This is a genomic window from Stenotrophomonas sp. CCNWLW57, from assembly GCF_037203925.1.
GTDB lineage: Bacteria > Pseudomonadota > Gammaproteobacteria > Xanthomonadales > Xanthomonadaceae > Stenotrophomonas > Stenotrophomonas rhizophila_A.
Genome location: NZ_JBBCBJ010000004.1, coordinates 165,504 through 183,287, shown reverse-complemented (window position 1 = coordinate 183,287; position 17,784 = coordinate 165,504). Strand labels below are relative to the sequence as shown.

24 protein-coding genes are annotated in these 17,784 nt (G+C 67.8%); 21 read left to right on the top strand and 3 right to left on the bottom strand.

The features are described from left to right. Nucleotides 1-3 precede the first annotated feature (3 nt). From V9K91_RS11295 to V9K91_RS11280, 4 genes are all read left to right on the top strand, one after another. Nucleotides 4-441 (top strand): hypothetical protein, encoded by a 438-nt coding sequence (locus V9K91_RS11295; RefSeq protein WP_184125082.1) that lies wholly within the window; start codon nt 4-6, stop codon nt 439-441. Then, on the top strand, nt 438-1,124 hold the full coding sequence (purN, locus tag V9K91_RS11290; RefSeq protein WP_336442877.1) for a phosphoribosylglycinamide formyltransferase: 687 nt from the start codon (nt 438-440) through the stop codon (nt 1,122-1,124). Before V9K91_RS11295 ends, purN begins: the two co-directional genes overlap by 4 nt. A 67-nt stretch (nt 1,125-1,191) precedes the next feature. Next, complete coding sequence (locus tag V9K91_RS11285) at nt 1,192-1,971, top strand: DUF3108 domain-containing protein (RefSeq protein WP_336442878.1); 780 nt, start codon at nt 1,192-1,194, stop codon at nt 1,969-1,971. Between the two features lie 2 nt (nt 1,972-1,973). Then, nucleotides 1,974-2,657: a DUF3108 domain-containing protein gene (locus V9K91_RS11280; protein WP_093533332.1), complete on the top strand. Its 684-nt coding sequence runs from the start codon at nt 1,974-1,976 to the stop codon at nt 2,655-2,657. A 95-nt stretch (nt 2,658-2,752) separates the two neighbouring features. Here the strand turns inward: V9K91_RS11280 and V9K91_RS11275 are convergent, their stop codons facing one another. The 3 genes from V9K91_RS11275 to V9K91_RS11265 form a co-directional block, all read right to left on the bottom strand. Further along, on the bottom strand, nt 2,753-3,064 hold the full coding sequence (locus V9K91_RS11275) for a hypothetical protein (RefSeq protein WP_068849825.1): 312 nt from the start codon (nt 3,062-3,064) through the stop codon (nt 2,753-2,755). After that, nucleotides 3,061-4,332, bottom strand: coding sequence for a UDP-N-acetylglucosamine 1-carboxyvinyltransferase (murA, locus tag V9K91_RS11270; protein ID WP_095363733.1), 1,272 nt, complete (start codon nt 4,330-4,332; stop codon nt 3,061-3,063). Before murA ends, V9K91_RS11275 begins: the two co-directional genes overlap by 4 nt. 73 nt (nt 4,333-4,405) lie before the next feature. After that, nucleotides 4,406-4,639, bottom strand: a complete 234-nt coding sequence (locus V9K91_RS11265; protein WP_068849819.1) for a BolA family protein — start codon at nt 4,637-4,639, stop codon at nt 4,406-4,408. Between the two features lie 53 nt (nt 4,640-4,692). Here V9K91_RS11265 and V9K91_RS11260 point away from each other — a divergent pair, with 53 nt between their 5' ends. The 17 genes from V9K91_RS11260 to V9K91_RS11180 all read left to right on the top strand — a co-directional run. After that, on the top strand, nt 4,693-5,694 hold the full coding sequence (locus tag V9K91_RS11260) for a KpsF/GutQ family sugar-phosphate isomerase (RefSeq protein WP_068849816.1): 1,002 nt from the start codon (nt 4,693-4,695) through the stop codon (nt 5,692-5,694). Between the two features lie 41 nt (nt 5,695-5,735). Then, complete coding sequence (locus tag V9K91_RS11255) at nt 5,736-6,284, top strand: HAD hydrolase family protein (RefSeq protein ID WP_093533331.1); 549 nt, start codon at nt 5,736-5,738, stop codon at nt 6,282-6,284. After that, complete coding sequence (lptC, locus tag V9K91_RS11250) at nt 6,281-6,841, top strand: LPS export ABC transporter periplasmic protein LptC (protein WP_068849811.1); 561 nt, start codon at nt 6,281-6,283, stop codon at nt 6,839-6,841. Before V9K91_RS11255 ends, lptC begins: the two co-directional genes overlap by 4 nt. Nucleotides 6,842-6,906: 65 nt before the next feature. Continuing rightward, entirely contained in the window at nt 6,907-7,467 is a 561-nt protein-coding gene (gene lptA, locus V9K91_RS11245; protein ID WP_068849808.1) for a lipopolysaccharide transport periplasmic protein LptA, read from the top strand. Next, a complete protein-coding gene (gene lptB, locus V9K91_RS11240) occupies nt 7,467-8,186 on the top strand; it encodes an LPS export ABC transporter ATP-binding protein (protein WP_068849805.1) in 720 nt (239 codons plus the stop codon). The genes lptA and lptB overlap by 1 nt, the downstream gene beginning before the upstream one ends. Before the next feature lie 41 nt (nt 8,187-8,227). Next, nucleotides 8,228-9,673 carry an RNA polymerase factor sigma-54 gene (locus V9K91_RS11235; RefSeq protein ID WP_184125073.1) on the top strand — a complete coding sequence of 482 codons (1,446 nt, stop codon included), beginning with the start codon at nt 8,228-8,230 and terminating at the stop codon, nt 9,671-9,673. Between the two features lie 56 nt (nt 9,674-9,729). Beyond that, a complete protein-coding gene (gene raiA, locus V9K91_RS11230) occupies nt 9,730-10,053 on the top strand; it encodes a ribosome-associated translation inhibitor RaiA (RefSeq protein WP_068849799.1) in 324 nt (107 codons plus the stop codon). Between the two features lie 21 nt (nt 10,054-10,074). Next, complete coding sequence (locus tag V9K91_RS11225) at nt 10,075-10,527, top strand: PTS sugar transporter subunit IIA (protein WP_068849797.1); 453 nt, start codon at nt 10,075-10,077, stop codon at nt 10,525-10,527. Continuing rightward, nucleotides 10,524-11,474, top strand: a complete 951-nt coding sequence (hprK, locus tag V9K91_RS11220) for an HPr(Ser) kinase/phosphatase (protein ID WP_068849794.1) — start codon at nt 10,524-10,526, stop codon at nt 11,472-11,474. Before V9K91_RS11225 ends, hprK begins: the two co-directional genes overlap by 4 nt. Continuing rightward, nucleotides 11,471-12,358: an RNase adapter RapZ gene (gene rapZ / locus V9K91_RS11215; protein WP_320458748.1), complete on the top strand. Its 888-nt coding sequence runs from the start codon at nt 11,471-11,473 to the stop codon at nt 12,356-12,358. Before hprK ends, rapZ begins: the two co-directional genes overlap by 4 nt. Nucleotides 12,359-12,433: 75 nt before the next feature. Continuing rightward, a complete protein-coding gene (locus V9K91_RS11210; protein ID WP_068849788.1) occupies nt 12,434-12,826 on the top strand; it encodes a PTS fructose IIA subunit family protein in 393 nt (130 codons plus the stop codon). Beyond that, on the top strand, nt 12,819-13,088 hold the full coding sequence (locus tag V9K91_RS11205) for an HPr family phosphocarrier protein (protein ID WP_068849785.1): 270 nt from the start codon (nt 12,819-12,821) through the stop codon (nt 13,086-13,088). The genes V9K91_RS11210 and V9K91_RS11205 overlap by 8 nt, the downstream gene beginning before the upstream one ends. A gap of 2 nt (nt 13,089-13,090) precedes the next feature. Continuing rightward, on the top strand, nt 13,091-14,860 hold the full coding sequence (gene ptsP, locus V9K91_RS11200; RefSeq protein ID WP_245357167.1) for a phosphoenolpyruvate--protein phosphotransferase: 1,770 nt from the start codon (nt 13,091-13,093) through the stop codon (nt 14,858-14,860). 146 nt (nt 14,861-15,006) lie between these two features. Beyond that, nucleotides 15,007-16,368 (top strand): magnesium transporter, encoded by a 1,362-nt coding sequence (gene mgtE, locus V9K91_RS11195; protein WP_068849782.1) that lies wholly within the window; start codon nt 15,007-15,009, stop codon nt 16,366-16,368. Between the two features lie 13 nt (nt 16,369-16,381). Continuing rightward, nucleotides 16,382-16,648, top strand: coding sequence for a hypothetical protein (locus tag V9K91_RS11190; protein ID WP_249833859.1), 267 nt, complete (start codon nt 16,382-16,384; stop codon nt 16,646-16,648). A gap of 67 nt (nt 16,649-16,715) precedes the next feature. Next, nucleotides 16,716-17,516, top strand: coding sequence for an alpha/beta hydrolase-fold protein (locus tag V9K91_RS11185; RefSeq protein WP_336442879.1), 801 nt, complete (start codon nt 16,716-16,718; stop codon nt 17,514-17,516). Nucleotides 17,517-17,553: 37 nt separating this feature from the next. Next, a partial coding sequence (locus V9K91_RS11180) for a hypothetical protein (RefSeq protein WP_337308188.1) occupies nt 17,554-17,784 on the top strand: 231 nt, incomplete at its 3' end.

The following is a 17,784-nucleotide window of genomic DNA, read 5'->3' as shown; positions in this document are numbered from 1 at the left end:
CCGATGTCTTCCACCCCCCCGCCGCTGAACTTCCCGCGCGGCTGGACACCGCATCAGGTCGCCTCGCACCTGCATACCCTGAAGATCCTGTTCTACATCCTGGGCGTGCTGGAACTGCTGCTGGTGCCGATCCTGCTGCTGGGCGCCGCCGGCGGCTACATCAGCGAAAGCAACAGCGCCAACCCCAACGCCCAGCCGGCCCTGCTGGCGGCGATCATGGTTGGCGCCGGCGCGATCTTCGCCGGCCTGGGTACCTTGAACATCCTCGGCGCGCGGCGCATGGCCGAGCGCCGTTCGCACAAGCTGTGCAAGATCGCCGCCGGCGCGGCCTGCCTGGCCGGCGCGCTCGGCATCGCGCTGGGCGTTTACGCCCTGATCGTACTGATGCGCCCGGAAGTGGTGGCCAGCTTTGCTGCCACGGACGGCGCGGTCGCGGCATGACGTCGGCCGGCAACACCGCGTCAGCAGGGTCGCGCAGCCGCATCGCGGTGCTGGCCTCCGGCCGTGGCAGCAACCTGCAGGCCATTGTCGATGCGATCGCCGCCGGCACCCTCGACGCCGAGGTGGTGGCGGTGCTGTCGGACAAGCCGGAGGCCTCGGCACTTCAGAAAGTCGCGCCAGAGCGTCGCTGGGCGCGCTCGCCCAAGGACTTTGCCGACCGCGCCGCCTTCGACGCCGCGATGGGCGACGCGCTGGCCGCCTTCGCGCCGGACTGGGTGGTCTGCGCCGGTTACATGCGCATCCTCGGCGAAGCCTTCGTGCAGCGTTTTGCCGGCCGGCTGGTCAACATCCATCCGTCGCTGCTGCCGCTCTACAAGGGCCTGCACACCCACGCCCGCGCGCTGGAGGCCGGCGATGCCGAAGCCGGGGCCAGCGTGCACTTCGTGGTGCCCGAACTGGACGCCGGCACCGTGCTGGCCCAGGCGCGGGTGCCGGTGCTGCCCGGCGACAGCGCCGAACAGCTGGCCCAGCGCGTGCTGGCGGTGGAGCACCCGCTGCTGATCGCCAGCCTGCAGTGGCTGGTGGCCGGCCGCGTAACTGAACGCGACGGTCAGCTGGAGGTTGACGGCCACCCCCTGTTCAGTCCCCTGCGCCTAGATTGCGCCGGACAGCTGGCCCCCTGACTGCGGCGCACACGCGCCGCTGACCCGGCCGCTGGCATCCTCCTCCTTCCCCCGCATCCGCGCGCGCATGAAAACCTCTCTGTCCAAACCGCTGGTGCTGCTCGCCTCCCTGCTGTGCACGGTGGCGATCGCGCAGGCGCAGGAACCCACCCCGCCGGAACTGCCGGTGCTGCCGCCCCCCAGTACCTGGGAGGCACCCGCGCTGGAGCCGTTCACCGCCACCTACCAGGCCCTGTACAAGGGCAAGGAAGCCGGCGATGCGACCATGCGCGTCACCCACACCGGTGGCGACCAGTGGCGCGTGGACATGCAGGTGGTGGGCCGGCGCGGCTTTGCCAGCGTGCTGGGCCTGAACATTGAACAGAGCACCGTGTTCGAGAAGCACGGCACCACCTATGTGCCGCTGAGCCAGGCGACCGTGCGCAAGGGCCTGTTCATGGGCAAGAAGGTTACCGGCACCTACGACTGGAAGGCCGGTACCGCACAGTGGGTAGGCGACCTGAAGAAGGAACGCACCCAGCCGGTTCCGCTGCAGCCGGGCGACCAGAGCGCACTGCTGCTGAATCTTGCGATCATGCGCGATGCGCGCCCGGGTGGGCAGATGCATTACCGTTATGCGGATATGGGCCGGGTGCGCCAGCATGATTACCAGGCCGCACCGGACACCGAGAACGTCGAGGTCGGCGAGCTTTCCTACAACGCGCTGCGGGTGTATCGCACCAACGGCGGCAACGATGAAACCATCCTCTGGATCGCCAACGGGGTTCCCACCCCGGTGCGCATCCTGCAACGCGAAGACGGTCAGGATCGGATCGACCTGCGCCTGATCGAATACCAAGGAGTTTGAGCATGAGCATTCCGACCCGCCCGCTGACCTGGATCGCCGCTGGCGCACTCGCCGTCATCAGCCTGCCGGCGATGGCGATGGAGCCGTTCACCGCGCAGTACCAGGCCAACTACATGGGCGTGCAGGCCCCGGGCACCATGACCCTGGCCAAGGCCGACGGCAACACCTGGACGTACAGCCTGGACGTGCGCAGCCCGATGGCTACGCTCAGCCAGAACACCGTGTTCGAAGAAGCCAACGGCCGCCTGCGCCCGCTCAGCAGCAAGGACAGCTCGGTGCTGCTGGTGAAGAAGCGCAACGTGCAGGCCAATTACGACTGGACGAAGAACCAGGCCACCTGGACCGGCGACATCAAGCCCGACCGTGCCGGCCCGGTGGCGCTGAAGACCGGCGACATGGACGCACTGCTGATCAACCTGGCGATCGCCCGCGACCTGGCCGCCGGCAAGCCGCTGACCTACCGCATGGTCGACGAAGGCCGGGTCAAGCCGATGACCTACAAAGTGGTCGGCAAGGAACAGGTCAACGTGGGAGGCAAGGCCTACGACGCCACCAAGGTCTCGCGCGTGGACGGCAACAAGGAGCTGATTGCGTGGGTGGTCAAGGACTTCCCGGTTCCGGCGCGGCTGCTGCAGCGCGAAGGTGGCAAGGACGCGCTGGACCTGACCATCAAATCGTTCAAGTGATTCCACGGGTACCGACCAACGGTCGGTACCTACCGGTGGTACTGATACCTGCCGGTGGTCGATACAAAAAAACGCCCGCGACTGCGGGCGTTTTTTTATTTCGCGGGCGTTTCGGCCTGGAACACCGTCTTGCAGTCCACGCGGATCTGCTCGCCGGTCTTGCGCCAGTAGAACGAACGGCAATGGCGGTTGCCTTCCACGGTCGTGGTCACCCCGACCGCATAGAACGCCTGCAGCACCTCGGTGCGGCTGACCGTGCCATCGCCGTTCCAGTCCATGTCCTGCTGTTCCAGGCCCTGCGTGATGGCGATATCGGCATACCAGGCATAGCCCAGCCAGCCCAGCACCACCAGCACGAGGATCAGCAGCGCCTTGCGGCGGCGGGTGAACTGGCCGCGCAGGATCATGCGATGCGCCGGATGGTGGCGCCCAGCGACGACAGCTTCTCTTCGATGTTCTCGTAGCCGCGGTCCAGGTGGTAAATGCGGTCGATGGTGGTGTCACCGTCGGCCATCAGCCCGGCCAGGATCAGCGAGGCCGACGCGCGCAGGTCGGTGGCCATCACCGGCGCACCGCTGAGCTGTTCGGCACCGCGCACGATCGCGGTATGGCCTTCGACCTGGATGTCCGCGCCCAGGCGCAGCAGTTCGTTGACGTGCATGAAACGGTTTTCGAAGATCGTTTCGTTGATCACGCCCACGCCATCGGCGACGCAGTTGAGCGCCATGAACTGCGCCTGCATGTCGGTCGGGAACGCCGGGTACGGCGCGGTGGTCAGGTTGACCGCGCGCGGGCGCTTGCCCTGCATGTCCAGGGTGATGCTGTCGTCGGTGGTGTCGATCTTCGCACCGGCTTCGACCAGCTTGGCCAGCACCGCGTCCATCGTGTTCGGGCGGGCACGGTTGACCGTGACCTTGCCGCCGGTCATCGCCGCGGCCACCAGGAAGGTGCCGGTTTCGATGCGGTCGGGCAGCACTTCATGGCGGCCACCGGACAGGCGCTCGACGCCTTCGATCACCAGCCGGGCGGTGCCCAGGCCTTCGATCTTCGCGCCCAGCGCGATCAGGCAGTGCGCCAGGTCGGTGACTTCCGGCTCCATCGCCGCGTTGTCCAGCACCGTGGTGCCTTCGGCCAGCACGGCGGCCATCAGCACGTTCTCGGTGCCGGTCACGCTGACCATGTCGAAGGTGAAGTGCGCGCCCTTCAGGCGCTTGGCGTGGGCCTTGATGAAGCCGTTCTCGACCACGATCTCCGCACCCAGCGCCTGCAGGCCCTTGATGTGCTGGTCAACCGGGCGCGAGCCGATCGCGCAGCCGCCGGGCAGCGACACTTCGGCCGCGCCGAAGCGGGCCAGCAGCGGGCCCAGCACCAGGATCGAGGCGCGCATGGTGCGCACCAGTTCATAAGGGGCCACGTGCTGGTTGACCGGGCGCGGGTCGACCACGATCGCGCTGCCGCGCGACAGCGTGCCCTGGTCGATGGTGACCTTGGCCCCCAGCTCGCTGAGCAGCTTCACCGTGGTCACCACGTCGTGCAGGTGCGGCACGTTGGTGATTTCCACCGGCGCATCGGCCAGCAGGGTCGCGCACAGGATGGGGAGGACGGCGTTCTTGGCGCCGGAAATGTTCACTTCACCGTGCAGCGGCTTGCCGCCGGTCACTACGATCTTGGCCATGGAGTCTACTTGGGGTGTGGTAGCGCCGACCGATGGTCGGCTGGATGGTCGAAGGCAACGGGTACTTCGGCGATCAACCGGCCACTTCGGCCGGGGTCACCGTCTTCAGCGCCAGGGCGTGGATCGCCCCGCCCATGAGATCGCCCAGGGTGGCATAGACCATCCGGTGGCGCGCCAGCGGCATTTTGCCGGCAAAGGCGTCGCACACCACGGTGGCCTCGAAATGCACGCCGTCATCGCCCTGCACGTCCGCGCGGGCGCCCGGCAGGCCGTCTTCGATCAATTTGCGGATGGTCTCGGCGTCCAACGGGCTTTCCTAATAAAATGTGCGCTCATTCTACTCTTCCGCGTGGCGCCCGCATGGCTGTATCGCCCCTGCCCCCCTCATCGGCCGACCCGGCCGCGCTGGTTGCCAGCGGCCGCCGCGTGTTCGAGATCGAGCGCGATGCCCTTGCCGCAGTAGCCGAACGCCTGGGCGAGGGGTTCAGCCAGGCCTGCCAGCTGGTGCTGGAAAGTCGCGGCCGGGTGGTCGCCACGGGCATGGGCAAGTCCGGCCATGTGGCCCGCAAGATCGCCGCCACGCTGGCCTCTACCGGCACCCCGGCGTTCTATGTGCACCCCGGTGAGGCCGGCCACGGCGACCTGGGCATGATCACCGAGGCCGATGTGGTGCTGGCCCTGTCCTATTCGGGCGAATCGGACGAAGTGCTGATGCTGCTGCCGGTGCTCAAGCGCCAGGGCAACCGGCTGATCGCCATGACCGGCCGCCCCGGCTCGTCGCTGGCGCTGGCCGCCGACGTGCACCTGGACGTGAGCGTGCCGGCCGAAGCCTGCCCGCTGGCCCTGGCCCCGACCTCCAGCACCACCGCCTCGCTGGCGATGGGCGATGCGCTGGCGGTGGCCCTGCTGGACGCGCGCGGCTTCACCGCCGACGATTTCGCCCGCTCGCACCCGGCCGGCAGCCTGGGCCGGCGCCTGCTGCTGCACATCACGGATGTGATGCACAGCGGCGACGAGCTGCCCCAGGTGGGCGAGAACGCCAGCCTGAGCGAGGCGCTGGTGGAAATGAGCCGCAAGCGGCTCGGCATGACCGCCGTGGTCGATGCCGGCCAGCGCCTGGTGGGTCTGTTCACCGACGGCGATCTGCGCCGCGCCCTGGACAGCGACCTGGATGTGCGCAGCGCGCGTATCGTCGACGTGATGACCCGCACCCCGCGTACCATCGGCGCCGACCAGCTGGCCGTGGAAGCGGCCAGGGTCATGGAAACCCAGCAGATCAACGGCCTGATCGTGGTCGATGGCGAGGGCCGCGCGGTTGGCGCCCTCAATATTCATGACCTGTTGCGGGCCCGGGTGGTTTAAACCACAGTGACACTCCTCCATTCAGCTGACCTGCGCTCCTGATGCCCTACTCCCCGCTGCCCGGTTTCCCGTCCCACCTGCATGCCGTTGCCGGCCGTATCCGGCTGGCCTGTTTCGACGTGGACGGCACACTCACCGACGGTCGGCTCTACTACGACCGTGATGGCAACGAGAGCAAGGCGTATTACGTGCAGGACGGACTTGGCCTGAAACTGCTGCAGCAGCACGGCATCCACCCCGTGTTGATCACCGCGCGCAACAGCCTGTCGGCGCAGAAGCGCGGCGCCGACCTGGGTATCGACACCCAGATCGCGGTCGGCGACAAGCTGGCCAGCGTGCGCGCCCTGTGCGACCAGCACGGCATCGGCCTGGACCAGGTGGCCTTCATGGGCGATGACCTGCCCGACCTGGCCCCGCTGTGCGCGGTCGGGCTGGCGGTGGCGCCGGCCAATGCCCATCCCTGGATTGCCGAACGCGTGCACTGGCAGACCCGTCTGGACGGGGGCCGCGGTGCCGCACGCGAGCTGTGCGACGTGCTGCTGGCCGCGCAGGGTCACGTGGATGCGGTCCTGGCGAGGTTCGGCGCATGAACTGGCGTACCGCACTGGGTGGCCTGCTGCTGGTGGCTGCGTTGTTCAGCGGCTGGTCCCTGCTGCGCGATCGCGACAAGGCCGAGATCGTCGCGGGCGACGATGCCAGCAAGGATTACGTGCTGCACGATTTCCAGATCATCGCGCTGGACGAACAGGGCCGCGAATCGACCACGCTGCGCGCACCGCTGCTGGAACGCACCCGCAGCGACGAGACCATGACCATCCAGACCCCGCTGTTCCTGCTGCCCGACCGCGACGGCAACCACTGGGAACTGCGCAGCGACACCGGCTGGGTCAGCGCCACCGGCGACAAGCTGCGGCTGTCGGGCAACGTCAGCGGCGACAGCCCGCGGGTGCCCAGCATTCCACCGACCACGTTCCGCACCGAGCAGCTGGACGTGTTCCCCAAGGAAAACCGCGCCACCTCCGATGGACTGGTGACCCTGACCCGACCGGGCATGACCCAATCCGGCGTCGGCTTCGCGCTGAACTCCAGCGACAAGACCTACCAGTTCCTGAGCCAGGTCAAGAGCCGTTACACGCCCCGTCAGTGATGCGCCACCACACTTCAACAACGGCCTTGGCCGTTTCCCCGAATCCGGCAGGAAAGCCCCACGTCATGAAAACCCTCCACGCTGTTGCCCTCGCCCTCAGCCTGATGGTGCCCGCCGTCGGCGTGCAGGCCAAGACCTCCGACCGCAACCAGGAAATGACCATCGACGCCGGGGCACAGTCCGGAACGCTGGTCGGCGATGGCGTCACCACCCTGTCGGGCGGCGTCACCATCACCCAGGGCACGCTCGACATCCGCTCCGCCCAGGCCGACATCCACATGAAGGACGGTGAAGCGGTGCGTGCGGTGTTCACCGGCAAGCAGGCCAAGATGAAACAGCAGCTCGATGACGGCACCTGGATGGAAGCCCAGGCCGACAAGATCGACTACGACATCAAGAAGGAAATCATCGTGCTCACCGGCAACTACACGGTCAAGAGCGCGCAGGGCACCAATTCGGGTGGCACGATGACCTACAACACCGCCACCGGCCAGATGAACAGCGGCGGCGACGGACAGCGCGTGCGCACGGTCATCCCGCCCAAGAACAAGGGCGCCGCCCCGGCCGCCAAGCCGGCCGCTGCCCCGGCCAAGACCACCGTCCCCACCGCCGGGAGCAAGAAGTAATGCTCGTCGCCAAAGGTCTGCGCAAGCGCTACAAGCAGCGCGAAGTGGTGAAGGAATTCGGGCTGACCCTGGACGCCGGTGAAGTGGTCGGCCTGCTCGGCCCCAACGGTGCCGGCAAGACCACCTGCTTCTACATGATCGTGGGCCTGGTCGAGGCCGACGCCGGCAGCATCGTGCTGGACGGCAAGGACATCACCGCCGACCCCATGTACACCCGCGCCAAGCAGGGCGTGGGCTATCTGCCGCAGGAACCGTCGGTCTTCCGCAAGCTCACCGTGGCCGACAACCTGCGCCTGGTGCTGGAACTGCGCGAGGACCTGGACAAGGCCGGCCGCGAGAAGGAGCTGAATTCGCTGCTGGACGAGCTGCAGATCAACCACGTGGCCGACCAGCTGGGCGCCAGCCTGTCCGGCGGTGAGCGCCGCCGCTGCGAAATCGCCCGCGCGCTGGCCGCCAAGCCGCGCCTGATCCTGCTGGACGAGCCGTTCGCCGGCGTCGACCCGATCTCGGTCGGCGAGATCCAGCGCATCGTCCTGCACCTCAAGCAGCGTGGCATCGGGGTACTGATCACCGACCACAATGTGCGCGAAACCTTGGGAATCTGCGACCGCGCGTATATCCTCAACGAAGGCAGCGTACTGGCGCAGGGGGCACCAGACGCGATCCTGGAAAACGCAGACGTCCGCCGCGTGTACCTTGGAGAGACCTTCAAGCTCTGACCGCCGGCCGCTGCAGCGCCTTCCCTCCGTTCGGCACAGGCATGAAAGCACGGCTGCAGACATCGCTGGGACAACAACTGGTCATGACGCCGCAGCTGCGTCAGGCCATCAAGCTGTTGCAGATGTCCAGCGCCGAACTGGAACTGGAAATCGCCGAGGCGGTGGAAACCAACCCGCTGCTGGACTGGGCCGAGAACGCCGAACCCACCCTGGATGCCGCGCCGGACAGCGATGAGCGACCGCCCGAAGTGGCCGAACGCGACAACGGCGGCGACGCCGATTCCGCCCCCTCTGGCGCCGATGACTGGGCACCCGGCGAAGGCGACTGGAGCAGCGGCAGCAGCGGCGGCTCGTTCGACGATGACGACAACGGCAGCGCCGCCGAGCGCGTGGCCGAGACCGAAAGCCTGGCCGACCACCTGCTGTGGCAGCTGCACCTGTCGCACCTGTCGCGCCGCGACCGCAGCATCGGCGCCGCGCTGATCGACGCGTTCGAGGACGACGGTTACCTGCGCGAACCGCTGTCGGCCATCGCCGAAACCCTGCTCCCGGCCATTCATGCCGATGAAGCCGAGATCCTCACCGTGCTGCACCAGATCCAGCGCTTCGACCCGATCGGGGTCGGCGCGCGCAGCCTGGGCGAATGCCTGCAGCTGCAGCTGGACGTGCTGGACCCGCAGACCCCCGGCCTGGCCCTGGCCCGGCGCATTGCCGATGGGCCGCTGGAGCGCCTGCCGCGCAGCGGCGTGGCCGGCATTGCCCATGAACTGCGCGAACCGGTGGAGGCGGTGGACACCGCCGTGCAGCTGCTGCGCTCGCTGGACCCGCGCCCGGGCACCCAGATCGGCGAACTGGCCCACGACAGCTACGTGGTGCCCGACTGCGTGGTCTGGCGCCAGAACGGCAGCTGGCGGGCCGCCCTGGCCGGCCATGCCGGGCCCAAGGTGGTCATCCACCGCGGCTATGAACAGATGATCCGCCGCTGTGGCGAAAGCGACGCCGGCTACCTGCGCAGCCACCTGCAGGAGGCGCGCTGGCTGCTCAAGGGCCTGGAGGCTCGTGGCGAGACCCTGCTGCGGGTGATGCGCTGCCTGCTGCAGCAGCAGGCCGCCTTCCTCGAGTTCGGCGCCCAGGCCCTGCGCCCGCTGACCCTGCGCGAGGTGGCCGGCGAGCTCGGCCTGCACGAATCGACCATTTCCCGGGCCATTGCCCGCAAATACGTGCGCACCCCGCGCGGCACCCTGGCGCTGCGCGCCTTCTTCGCCTCGGGGATCGACACCGACAGCGGCGGCGAGGCCTCCAGCACCGCCATCCAGGCCATGATCCGGCGCCTGATCGACGACGAGAACCCGCGCAAGCCGCTTTCTGACGCCAAGCTGGCTGACCTGCTCAAGACCTCTGGAATACCGGTGGCGCGCCGCACCGTGGCGAAGTATCGTGAAGCCATGAACATTTCCGCCTCGCACGAACGAGTACGCATCGCCTGACGCTCACACGCCTGGCGGCAAGGTTCATTGGCTCATCCGAACAAAGGAGAAACCCGATGCGCATCGAAACGTTTGGCAAAGATGTCGAAGTCACCCCGGCCCTGCATTCCTACGTAGAGGAGAAGCTGGCACGGATCGGCAAGCACTTCGATCAGCATTGCGACGCGCGGGTCACACTGAAGCTTCAGAAGCCCGACCACCACGTCGACGCCAGCGTGAACATCCCCGGCCAGACCCTCCACGCCGAAGCCAACGGCCAGACCATGTATGCGGCCATCGATGTGCTCGCCGACAAGCTGGACCGGCTGGTGATCAAGCACAAGGAGAAAAAGCACCAGCACGCCCCGGTTCCGGCTCCCTTGGGCGACAATGACGCCTGACGCCCCCGCTCCCCCCTTTCCATGCCTTTGAATGATCTACTGGCGGCCGTGCGCACCCAGGTGCTGCCGGCCGCCGATCGTGACAGTGTGCTCAAGGCAGCCGCCCGGCTGCTGGCCTGCCGCGAAGCCAACGCTGAGCTGCTCTATACCAACCTGCGCGAGCGCGAGACGCTGGGCAGCACCGCCATCGGCCACGGCATCGCCATCCCCCACGGCCGCGCGCCGCTGCTGGAACGCCCCCGCGGGGCGCTGCTGCGGCTGGAGACCCCCGTGGACTTCGGCGGCGATGAACCGGTGGACCTGGTGTTCGCCATCGCCGTGCCCAGCCACTACACCCATCAACACCTGATGCTGCTGTCCGAGCTGGCCGAGCTGTTTTCGGAGCCGGCCATCCGCCAGGCGCTGCGCGAAGCGCGCGATGCGGCGGCACTGCGCCAGGTGATCGAATTTCCCCCGCCGGCGAGCGCCGCATGAATACCAGCATCACCGCGCGTGAACTGTTCGAACAGCAGCGTGACCGCCTGAGCCTGCGCTGGGTGGCCGGGCAGAAGGGCGAGCGGCGCGAGCTGGAGGCCGGCAACACCGTTTCGCGGCGCCCGTCGCTGGCCGGCTATCTAAACGCCATCTACCCCAACAAAGTGCAGATCCTGGGCACCGAAGAGCTGTCCTGGCTGGATTCGCTGGATTCGCGCCAGCGCTGGGAAACCATCGAGCGGATCATGCAGTCGCACCCGCTGGCGCTGGTGATCACCCGCAACCAGCCCTGCCCGGAAGACCTGCGCGCGGCGGCCGATGAATCGCAGACCCCGCTGTGGATCTCGCCCAAGCGCGGCCACGAGCTGCTCAACCACCTCTCCTACCACCTGGCCCGGACCCTGGCCCCCCGGGTGATCCTGCATGGCGTATTCATGGAGATCTACTCCATCGGCGTGCTGATCACCGGCGAAGCCGGTTCGGGCAAGAGCGAACTGGCGCTGGAACTGCTCAGCCGCGGCCACCGCCTGGTGGCCGACGATGCGCCTGAGTTCACCCAGATCGCCCCGGACGTGCTCGACGGCACCTGCCCCGAGCTGCTGCAGGACCTGCTGGAGGTGCGCGGGCTGGGCGTGCTCAACGTACGCGAGATGTTCGGTGACACGGCGGTAAAGAAGAACAAGTACCTTCGGCTCATCGTGCACCTGACCAAGCCCATGACCGAACCCACACCCCATGGTTACGAGCGCCTGACCGGCGATTCCGGAACCCGCCACGTGCTGGACCTGGACGTGCCGCTGATCACCCTGCCGGTGATGCCCGGCCGCAACCTGTCGGTGCTGACCGAGGCGGCCACCCGACTGCACATCCTGCGCACCAAGGGCATCGACCCGGCCGCGATGTTCATCGCCCGCCACAGCAACCTGCTGGAACGCCGTACCCCATGACCGCCGCCGCCGAAACCACCGCCGCCACCCTGATCATCGTCAGCGGGCTGTCCGGCTCCGGCAAGACGGTGGCGCTGAAGACCTTCGAAGACCTCGACTACTACTGCTCGGACAACCTGCCGATCAACCTGCTGCCCGACTTCGTGCGCAGCCTGCTGGCCGGCCACGATGCCGACGCCCCGCGCCGCCTGGCCGTGGGCATCGACGTACGCGGCCAGAGCGACCTGAGCCAGCTGTCGCACTGGCGCGAAGATGCCCAGGCGGCCGGGCTGGACGCGCAGCTGCTGTTCTTCGATGCCACCGATGAAGCGCTGCTCAAGCGCTACGCCGACACCCGCCGCCGACACCCGCTGAGCCAGCTGGGCCTGTCGCTGCCCGAAGCGATCGCGCGCGAGCGCGAACTGACCGCCCCGCTGCGCCGCGCCGCCGACGCGGTGATCGACACCACCACCCTCAACGTGCACCAGCTGCGCCGCAAGGTGGTGACCGAGTTCGCGCTCAGTCACGGCAACAAGCTCTCGCTGCTGTTCGAATCGTTCGCCTACAAGCGCGGCGTCCCGGCCGAGGCCGACTTCGTGTTCGACGCCCGGGTACTGCCCAACCCGCACTGGAACCCGGAGCTGCGGCCGATGTCCGGGCGCGAAGCACCGGTGCGCGAGTACCTGGACAGCCAGCCGGACGTGCAGAAGTACGTGGACCAGCTGATCGACTTCCTGGATACCTGGCTGCCCCGCCTGGGCAACGACACCCGCAGCTACGTCACCGTGGCCTTCGGCTGCACCGGCGGCAAGCACCGTTCGGTGTACCTGGCCGAACGCCTGGCCCGGCACGCGCGCGACCAGGGCTGGCCGGAAGTGGCTACGTTCCACCGCGAACTGGATTGATCAAAGCCAACGGACCAACGGTCCGTTGCTACCGTGGTGTATCCCCAATTCATGTTGGGATGTTAACGTTCGACAATGACCTGTGGCATTCTCCTTGTAACGCATCCCGGCGTCGGTACGTCCCTGCTGGACGTGGCGACCCGACTCCTGCGGCACCTGCCGCTGAAGACCGAAGCTTTCGAAGTACCGTTCGACGCAGACATGGATGCCCTGCTCCCGCTCGCCTCGGCCGCCCTCCGGCGCGTGGACAGCGGTGAGGGCGTTTTGATCCTGACCGATCTGTATGGCGCCAGCCCGAGCAATCTGGCAGCGCAGCTGGCCCGCCTGGGCACCCCGGCACGCCGGGTCTCGGCGCTGAGCCTGCCGATGTTGTTGCGAGTGATGAATTATCCGGAACAGGGACTGGATCAACTGCCCGCCACTGCGGCGGCGGGCACTCGCAATGGAGCGATTGTCGACGATGCTTGAACGTGAACTCACCGTATCCAACCGCCTGGGCCTGCACGCCCGCGCCACTGCAAAGCTGGTGCAGGTGCTGGCGCCCTTCCGCTGCAACGTGACCATGGCCGCCAAAGGCCGTGAGATCAACGCCAAGAGCATCATGGGCGTGATGCTGCTGGCCGCCGGCCAGGGCACCCCGGTCACCGTGCGCATCGACGGCGAAGACGAAGCGGCCGCCATGGACGAAGTGGTGGCCCTGTTCGAGCGACGCTTCGACGAGGACAGCTGAGCATGCCGGGGCCACCGTCGCGACCGGGTTCCAGCACACCGGCACGGACCGCGTCCGGTGCCCTGCTGCTGGCCGGGCACGGGGCCTCGCGTGGCAATGCCCTCGGCCGCGCCCGGGTGCGCCTGCCGCATGCCCTGGAAGTCGCCGAACAGCGCATCGCCCCGGCCCAGGTGGCGGCCGAACTGCAGCGCCTGCACCTGGCGGTGGACGCGGCCCGCGCCGAAATGCACGACCTGCGCCAGCGGCTGCAGGGTGCACTGAACCAGGAAGTGGGCGAATTCCTCGACCTGCACGCGCTGCTGCTGGACGACCCCGAACTGCTGTTCGGCCTGGACGAGCTGATCCGCAGCGGTCCGTACAGCGCCGGGTATGCGCTGCGCGTCCAGCGCGACCGCCTGGCCAAGGTCTTCGATGGCATGGACGATGCCTACCTGAAGAGCCGCATGGACGACCTGGACCATGTGATCGGCCGCATCCATGCCTTCCTGCAGAAACGCCCGCCGGACGTGAAGGGGCTGGCCGGTGAAATCCTGGTCTGCGACAACATCGCGCCTTCCGAGCTGGCCCAGCTGCAGGCGCATGGGGTGGTCGGCATCGTCACCGCCGCCGGCAGCGCGCTCTCGCACAGCGCGATCCTGGCGCGCAGCCTGCACCTGCCGCTGATCGTCAACGTTCCCAACCTGCTGCAGAAGATTTCCGACGGCGACGTGCTGGGCATCGACGGCAGCACCGGCCAGATCACCGTCAACCCGCTGCCGCCGGACCTGCGCGATTACCGCGCCCGCCTGCGCGACCAGGCCCGCGAACAGCGCGAGCTGGGCCGCCTGCGCAGCAAGCCCAGCCGCACCCGCGACAAGGTGGAGATCGCGCTGCTGGCCAACGCCGAATCGCGCGAAGACGTCACCGAGGCGCATGCGCTGGGCGCGCACGGGCTGGGCCTGTACCGCACCGAATTCCTGTTCCTGCAGCGCGACGAGCTGCCCGACGAACAGGAGCAGTTCGAAACCTACCGCGATGCGGCGCTCGGCATGAGCGGGCGACCGGTGACCATCCGCACCCTGGACCTGGGCGCGGACAAGGCCGACCGCACCGGCCTGACCCTGAGCAACGAAGAAAACCCCGCGCTGGGCCTGCGTGGCGTGCGCCTGTCGCTGGCCCGGCCGAAGGTGGCCGATACCCAGCTGCGCGCGATCCTGCGGGCGTCTGCCTACGGCAAGCTGCGCATCCTGCTGCCGATGGTCAGCACCCGCGAGGAGCTGCTGGCGGTCCGGCGGCGGTTGAACAAGCAGGCCGAGCTGCTGCGCGCCGAGGGCCACGAAGTGGCCGAGCACATCCCGTTCGGGGCGATGATCGAAGTACCGGCTGCGGCGATCGCGCTGGAAAGTTTCATCGACCTGGTCGACTTCCTGTCGATCGGCACCAACGACCTGGTGCAGTACCTGCTCGCCGCCGACCGCAACAATGAAGCGGTGGGCGAGCTGTATTCGCCACTGCACCCGGCGGTGCTGCGCCTGCTGGCGCACATCCTGCGCACCGGCCGCGAACACCAGGTGCCGGTGGCGGTGTGCGGCGAGATCGCCGGCGACCCGCGCATGACCCGCATGCTGCTCGCGCTCGGCCTGACCGAGTTCAGCCTGCACCCCGGCACGCTGCTGGAGGTGCGGCGCGCGGTGCGCGACAGCGATCTGTCCGCACTGCAGGCCGCAGCACCGAAGCTGCTGGCCGCACGCGACCGGCGCAGCATCGAGCGCTGGATCGACACAAACCAATGAACAGCCCGGCAGGTCACGACCGTTGGTCGTGACGCGCTGACCTACCGGTTTGTCATGCATCCAAGCGATAATGACGCGGTGACCACCCCCTCTGCCGCATCCTGTCCGGGATAGCGGCCTTTTTTCTTTTGCCGCGGGAGCTGTGCATGGCCGAAGCCGTACGCCACGACAAGACGGCGCGCCAGTTGCGACTGTTGTCCGATGCACTGGACAGCGGGCGGCTGGGTCCGGTGCGCCGGCTGGTCAATACGCTGGCGCCGGCCGAGATCGGCAACCTGTTGGAATCGCTGCCGCCGGGCAAGCGCGAAGTGGTGTGGGGGCTGGTCGACCCGGAAGACGATGGCGAGGTGCTGGTCCACGTCGGCGAGGAAGTGCGCGAAAGCCTGCTGGCCGACATGGACCCGGACGAAATCATCGCCGCGGTCGAAGACCTGGACATCGATGACCTGGCCGACCTGGTCGAAGACCTGCCCGATACGGTCATCGACGAAGTGCTCAAGTCGATGGACCGCGAGAACCGCGAGCGGCTCGAGCAGGTCCTGTCCTATCCCGAGGACAGCGCCGGCCGCCTGATGAACCCGGACGTGGTGACCGTGCGCGCCGACGTCAACGTGGACGTGGTGCTGCGCTACCTGCGCCTGCGCGGCGAACTGCCCGACCACACCGACCACCTGTTCGTGGTCAGCCGCCGCCACCAGTACCTGGGCCGGCTGTCGCTGGCCTCGCTGGTGACCCACGAGGACAGCACCCCGATCAACCGCCTGATCGACGACGAGCAGCCGGCCATCGACGTCGGCGAAAGCGCCGACGAAGTGGCCCGGCAGTTCTCCGACCATGACTGGGTGTCGGCGCCGGTGGTGGACGACAACAACATCCTGCTCGGCCGCATCACCATCGATGACGTGGTCGACATCATCCGTTCGCAGGCCGAGCACCAGGCCTTGGGCGCGGCCGGCCTGGACGAAGAAGAAGACCTGTTCTCCCCGATCAAGCGCGCCGTGCGCGGCCGCGTGGTGTGGCTTGGCATCAACCTGTGCACCGCGTTCCTGGCGGCCACGGTGATCGGCCAGTTCGAGCTGACGCTGCAGAAGGTGGTTGCGCTGGCGGTGCTGATGCCGATCGTGGCCGGCGTCGGCGGCAACGCGGCGGTGCAGGTGCTGACCCTGATGGTGCGCGGCATCGCGCTGGGCCAGGTGGGCCAGAGCAACGCGCGCATCCTGCTGTGGAAGGAATCGCGGGTGGCGCTGATCAACGGCACCCTGATCGGCACCGTGGTCGGCATCATTGCCTACCTGTGGTTCCACAGCTTCCTGCTGTCGCTGGTGATCACCCTGGCGCTGATCATCAACTTCTGTGCCGCGGCGCTGGCCGGCGTGCTGCTGCCGCTGCTGCTCAAGCGCATGAACGTGGACCCGGCCGTGGCCGGCACCGTGGTGGTCACCGCCGTCACCGACGTCATGGGCTTTTTCAGCTTCCTGGGCCTGGCCACCCTGATCCTGCTGCACTGACCGGTTCACCGACATGGCCCTGACCCTCGACAACTACTTCGCCGCCGGTTGGCGCGACCAGACCCACACCTGCCCCGCCTGCGAATGGCAGGGCACCTCGCGCGAGATGAGCATGGAACTGCACGAGGACGAGGCCGAGTTCGATTGCCCGCAGTGCGAGAACCCCATCCTGCTGGTGGTCCACCCCAGCCTGGCCCAGGTGCAGGCAGCTGCCGCCGAGGGCCACCCCGAGGCGATCGAACAGCTGGAGATCCTGGCTTCGGTGCCGCGCCCGGACTGATGCACTGCAAGATGCCTGCGCCGACGTCCGCGCCTAGACTGAAAACGATTTCAGCCGAGGAAAGACAATGGCACGACAGCGCGCGGCGTGGTGGATGTGGGTGGTGGCGGTGCTCGTCCTGAGCGGCTGTGCCACGACCCGCGTTGCGGACAAGGGGCACTTCGTGGAGCGCAGCGTCACCGTGGACGGGCGCGCGTCGCGCTACCAGGTATTCGTGCCGCGCGATGCCAAGGCGCAGCGCGGCGCATTGCCCGTGGTGTTGTTCCTGCATGGGTCGGGCGAGCGTGGCAGTGACGGCCATCGCCAGACCACCGCCGGGCTGGGCCCGCACCTGCGCGACCACGCGCGCGACTTCCCGGCACTGGTGGTGCTGCCACAGGCGCCGGAAGACCAGGAATGGTCGGGCATCAACAACCGCATCGCGCTGGCCGCGCTGGATGCCACCATCGTCGAGTTCGGCGCCGATCCTGCGCGGCAGTATCTCACCGGCATGTCGATGGGCGGCTACGGCAGCTGGAACATCGCGCTGGAACACCCCACCCGTTTCGCCGCGATCGTGCCGGTGTGCGGCGCGGTGCTGGCGCCGCGCGCGGTGCGGGCGTCATTGTTCGTGGAGTCCGTGGCGAACGAAGCCGATCCCTATGCCGCCATCGCCGAGCGCCTCAAGGCCACGCCGATCTGGATGTTCCATGGGGCACTGGACGATGTGGTGCTGCCCGCCGACGACAGAAAATTGAAGGCCGCGTTCGATGCCGCCGGCGCCGGCGACGTGCGCTACACCGAGTACCCGCAGGGCAACCACAACGCGTGGGATGCAACGTACGCGGACGCGGCGATGTGGGAATGGCTGTTCGCGCAGAAGCGGTAGCGCCGGCCGTTGGCCGGCTGCTTTTCGATCCGGGGTCATGGACGTCTGGTGGGTGGCTTCGGATCGTGTAAACGCCGGATGGATTATCGGTGGCGGTGATGATGCCGCCTTCGGATGCTTGGGCCGCGCTGCGCGCGGTGTCCGGCCAACGGCCGGGGCTACGAATTTTTACGGGCCCATTGGGATTGGGATCAATCAAACGTGGGCTTCGGATCGTTTAAACGCCGGATGGATTATCGGTGGCGGTGATGATGCCGCCTTCGGATGC

Coding starts and splice junctions, on each gene's coding strand:
- V9K91_RS11295 (WP_184125082.1), top strand. CDS start 4: ATGTCTTCCACCCCCCCGCCGCTGAACTTCCCGCGCGGCTGGACACCG.
- purN (WP_336442877.1), top strand. CDS start 438: ATGACGTCGGCCGGCAACACCGCGTCAGCAGGGTCGCGCAGCCGCATC.
- V9K91_RS11285 (WP_336442878.1), top strand. CDS start 1,192: ATGAAAACCTCTCTGTCCAAACCGCTGGTGCTGCTCGCCTCCCTGCTG.
- V9K91_RS11280 (WP_093533332.1), top strand. CDS start 1,974: ATGAGCATTCCGACCCGCCCGCTGACCTGGATCGCCGCTGGCGCACTC.
- V9K91_RS11275 (WP_068849825.1), bottom strand. CDS start 3,064: ATGATCCTGCGCGGCCAGTTCACCCGCCGCCGCAAGGCGCTGCTGATC.
- murA (WP_095363733.1), bottom strand. CDS start 4,332: ATGGCCAAGATCGTAGTGACCGGCGGCAAGCCGCTGCACGGTGAAGTG.
- V9K91_RS11260 (WP_068849816.1), top strand. CDS start 4,693: ATGGCTGTATCGCCCCTGCCCCCCTCATCGGCCGACCCGGCCGCGCTG.
- V9K91_RS11255 (WP_093533331.1), top strand. CDS start 5,736: ATGCCCTACTCCCCGCTGCCCGGTTTCCCGTCCCACCTGCATGCCGTT.
- lptC (WP_068849811.1), top strand. CDS start 6,281: ATGAACTGGCGTACCGCACTGGGTGGCCTGCTGCTGGTGGCTGCGTTG.
- lptA (WP_068849808.1), top strand. CDS start 6,907: ATGAAAACCCTCCACGCTGTTGCCCTCGCCCTCAGCCTGATGGTGCCC.
- lptB (WP_068849805.1), top strand. CDS start 7,467: ATGCTCGTCGCCAAAGGTCTGCGCAAGCGCTACAAGCAGCGCGAAGTG.
- V9K91_RS11235 (WP_184125073.1), top strand. CDS start 8,228: ATGAAAGCACGGCTGCAGACATCGCTGGGACAACAACTGGTCATGACG.
- raiA (WP_068849799.1), top strand. CDS start 9,730: ATGCGCATCGAAACGTTTGGCAAAGATGTCGAAGTCACCCCGGCCCTG.
- V9K91_RS11225 (WP_068849797.1), top strand. CDS start 10,075: ATGCCTTTGAATGATCTACTGGCGGCCGTGCGCACCCAGGTGCTGCCG.
- hprK (WP_068849794.1), top strand. CDS start 10,524: ATGAATACCAGCATCACCGCGCGTGAACTGTTCGAACAGCAGCGTGAC.
- rapZ (WP_320458748.1), top strand. CDS start 11,471: ATGACCGCCGCCGCCGAAACCACCGCCGCCACCCTGATCATCGTCAGC.
- V9K91_RS11210 (WP_068849788.1), top strand. CDS start 12,434: ATGACCTGTGGCATTCTCCTTGTAACGCATCCCGGCGTCGGTACGTCC.
- V9K91_RS11205 (WP_068849785.1), top strand. CDS start 12,819: ATGCTTGAACGTGAACTCACCGTATCCAACCGCCTGGGCCTGCACGCC.
- ptsP (WP_245357167.1), top strand. CDS start 13,091: ATGCCGGGGCCACCGTCGCGACCGGGTTCCAGCACACCGGCACGGACC.
- mgtE (WP_068849782.1), top strand. CDS start 15,007: ATGGCCGAAGCCGTACGCCACGACAAGACGGCGCGCCAGTTGCGACTG.
- V9K91_RS11190 (WP_249833859.1), top strand. CDS start 16,382: ATGGCCCTGACCCTCGACAACTACTTCGCCGCCGGTTGGCGCGACCAG.
- V9K91_RS11185 (WP_336442879.1), top strand. CDS start 16,716: ATGGCACGACAGCGCGCGGCGTGGTGGATGTGGGTGGTGGCGGTGCTC.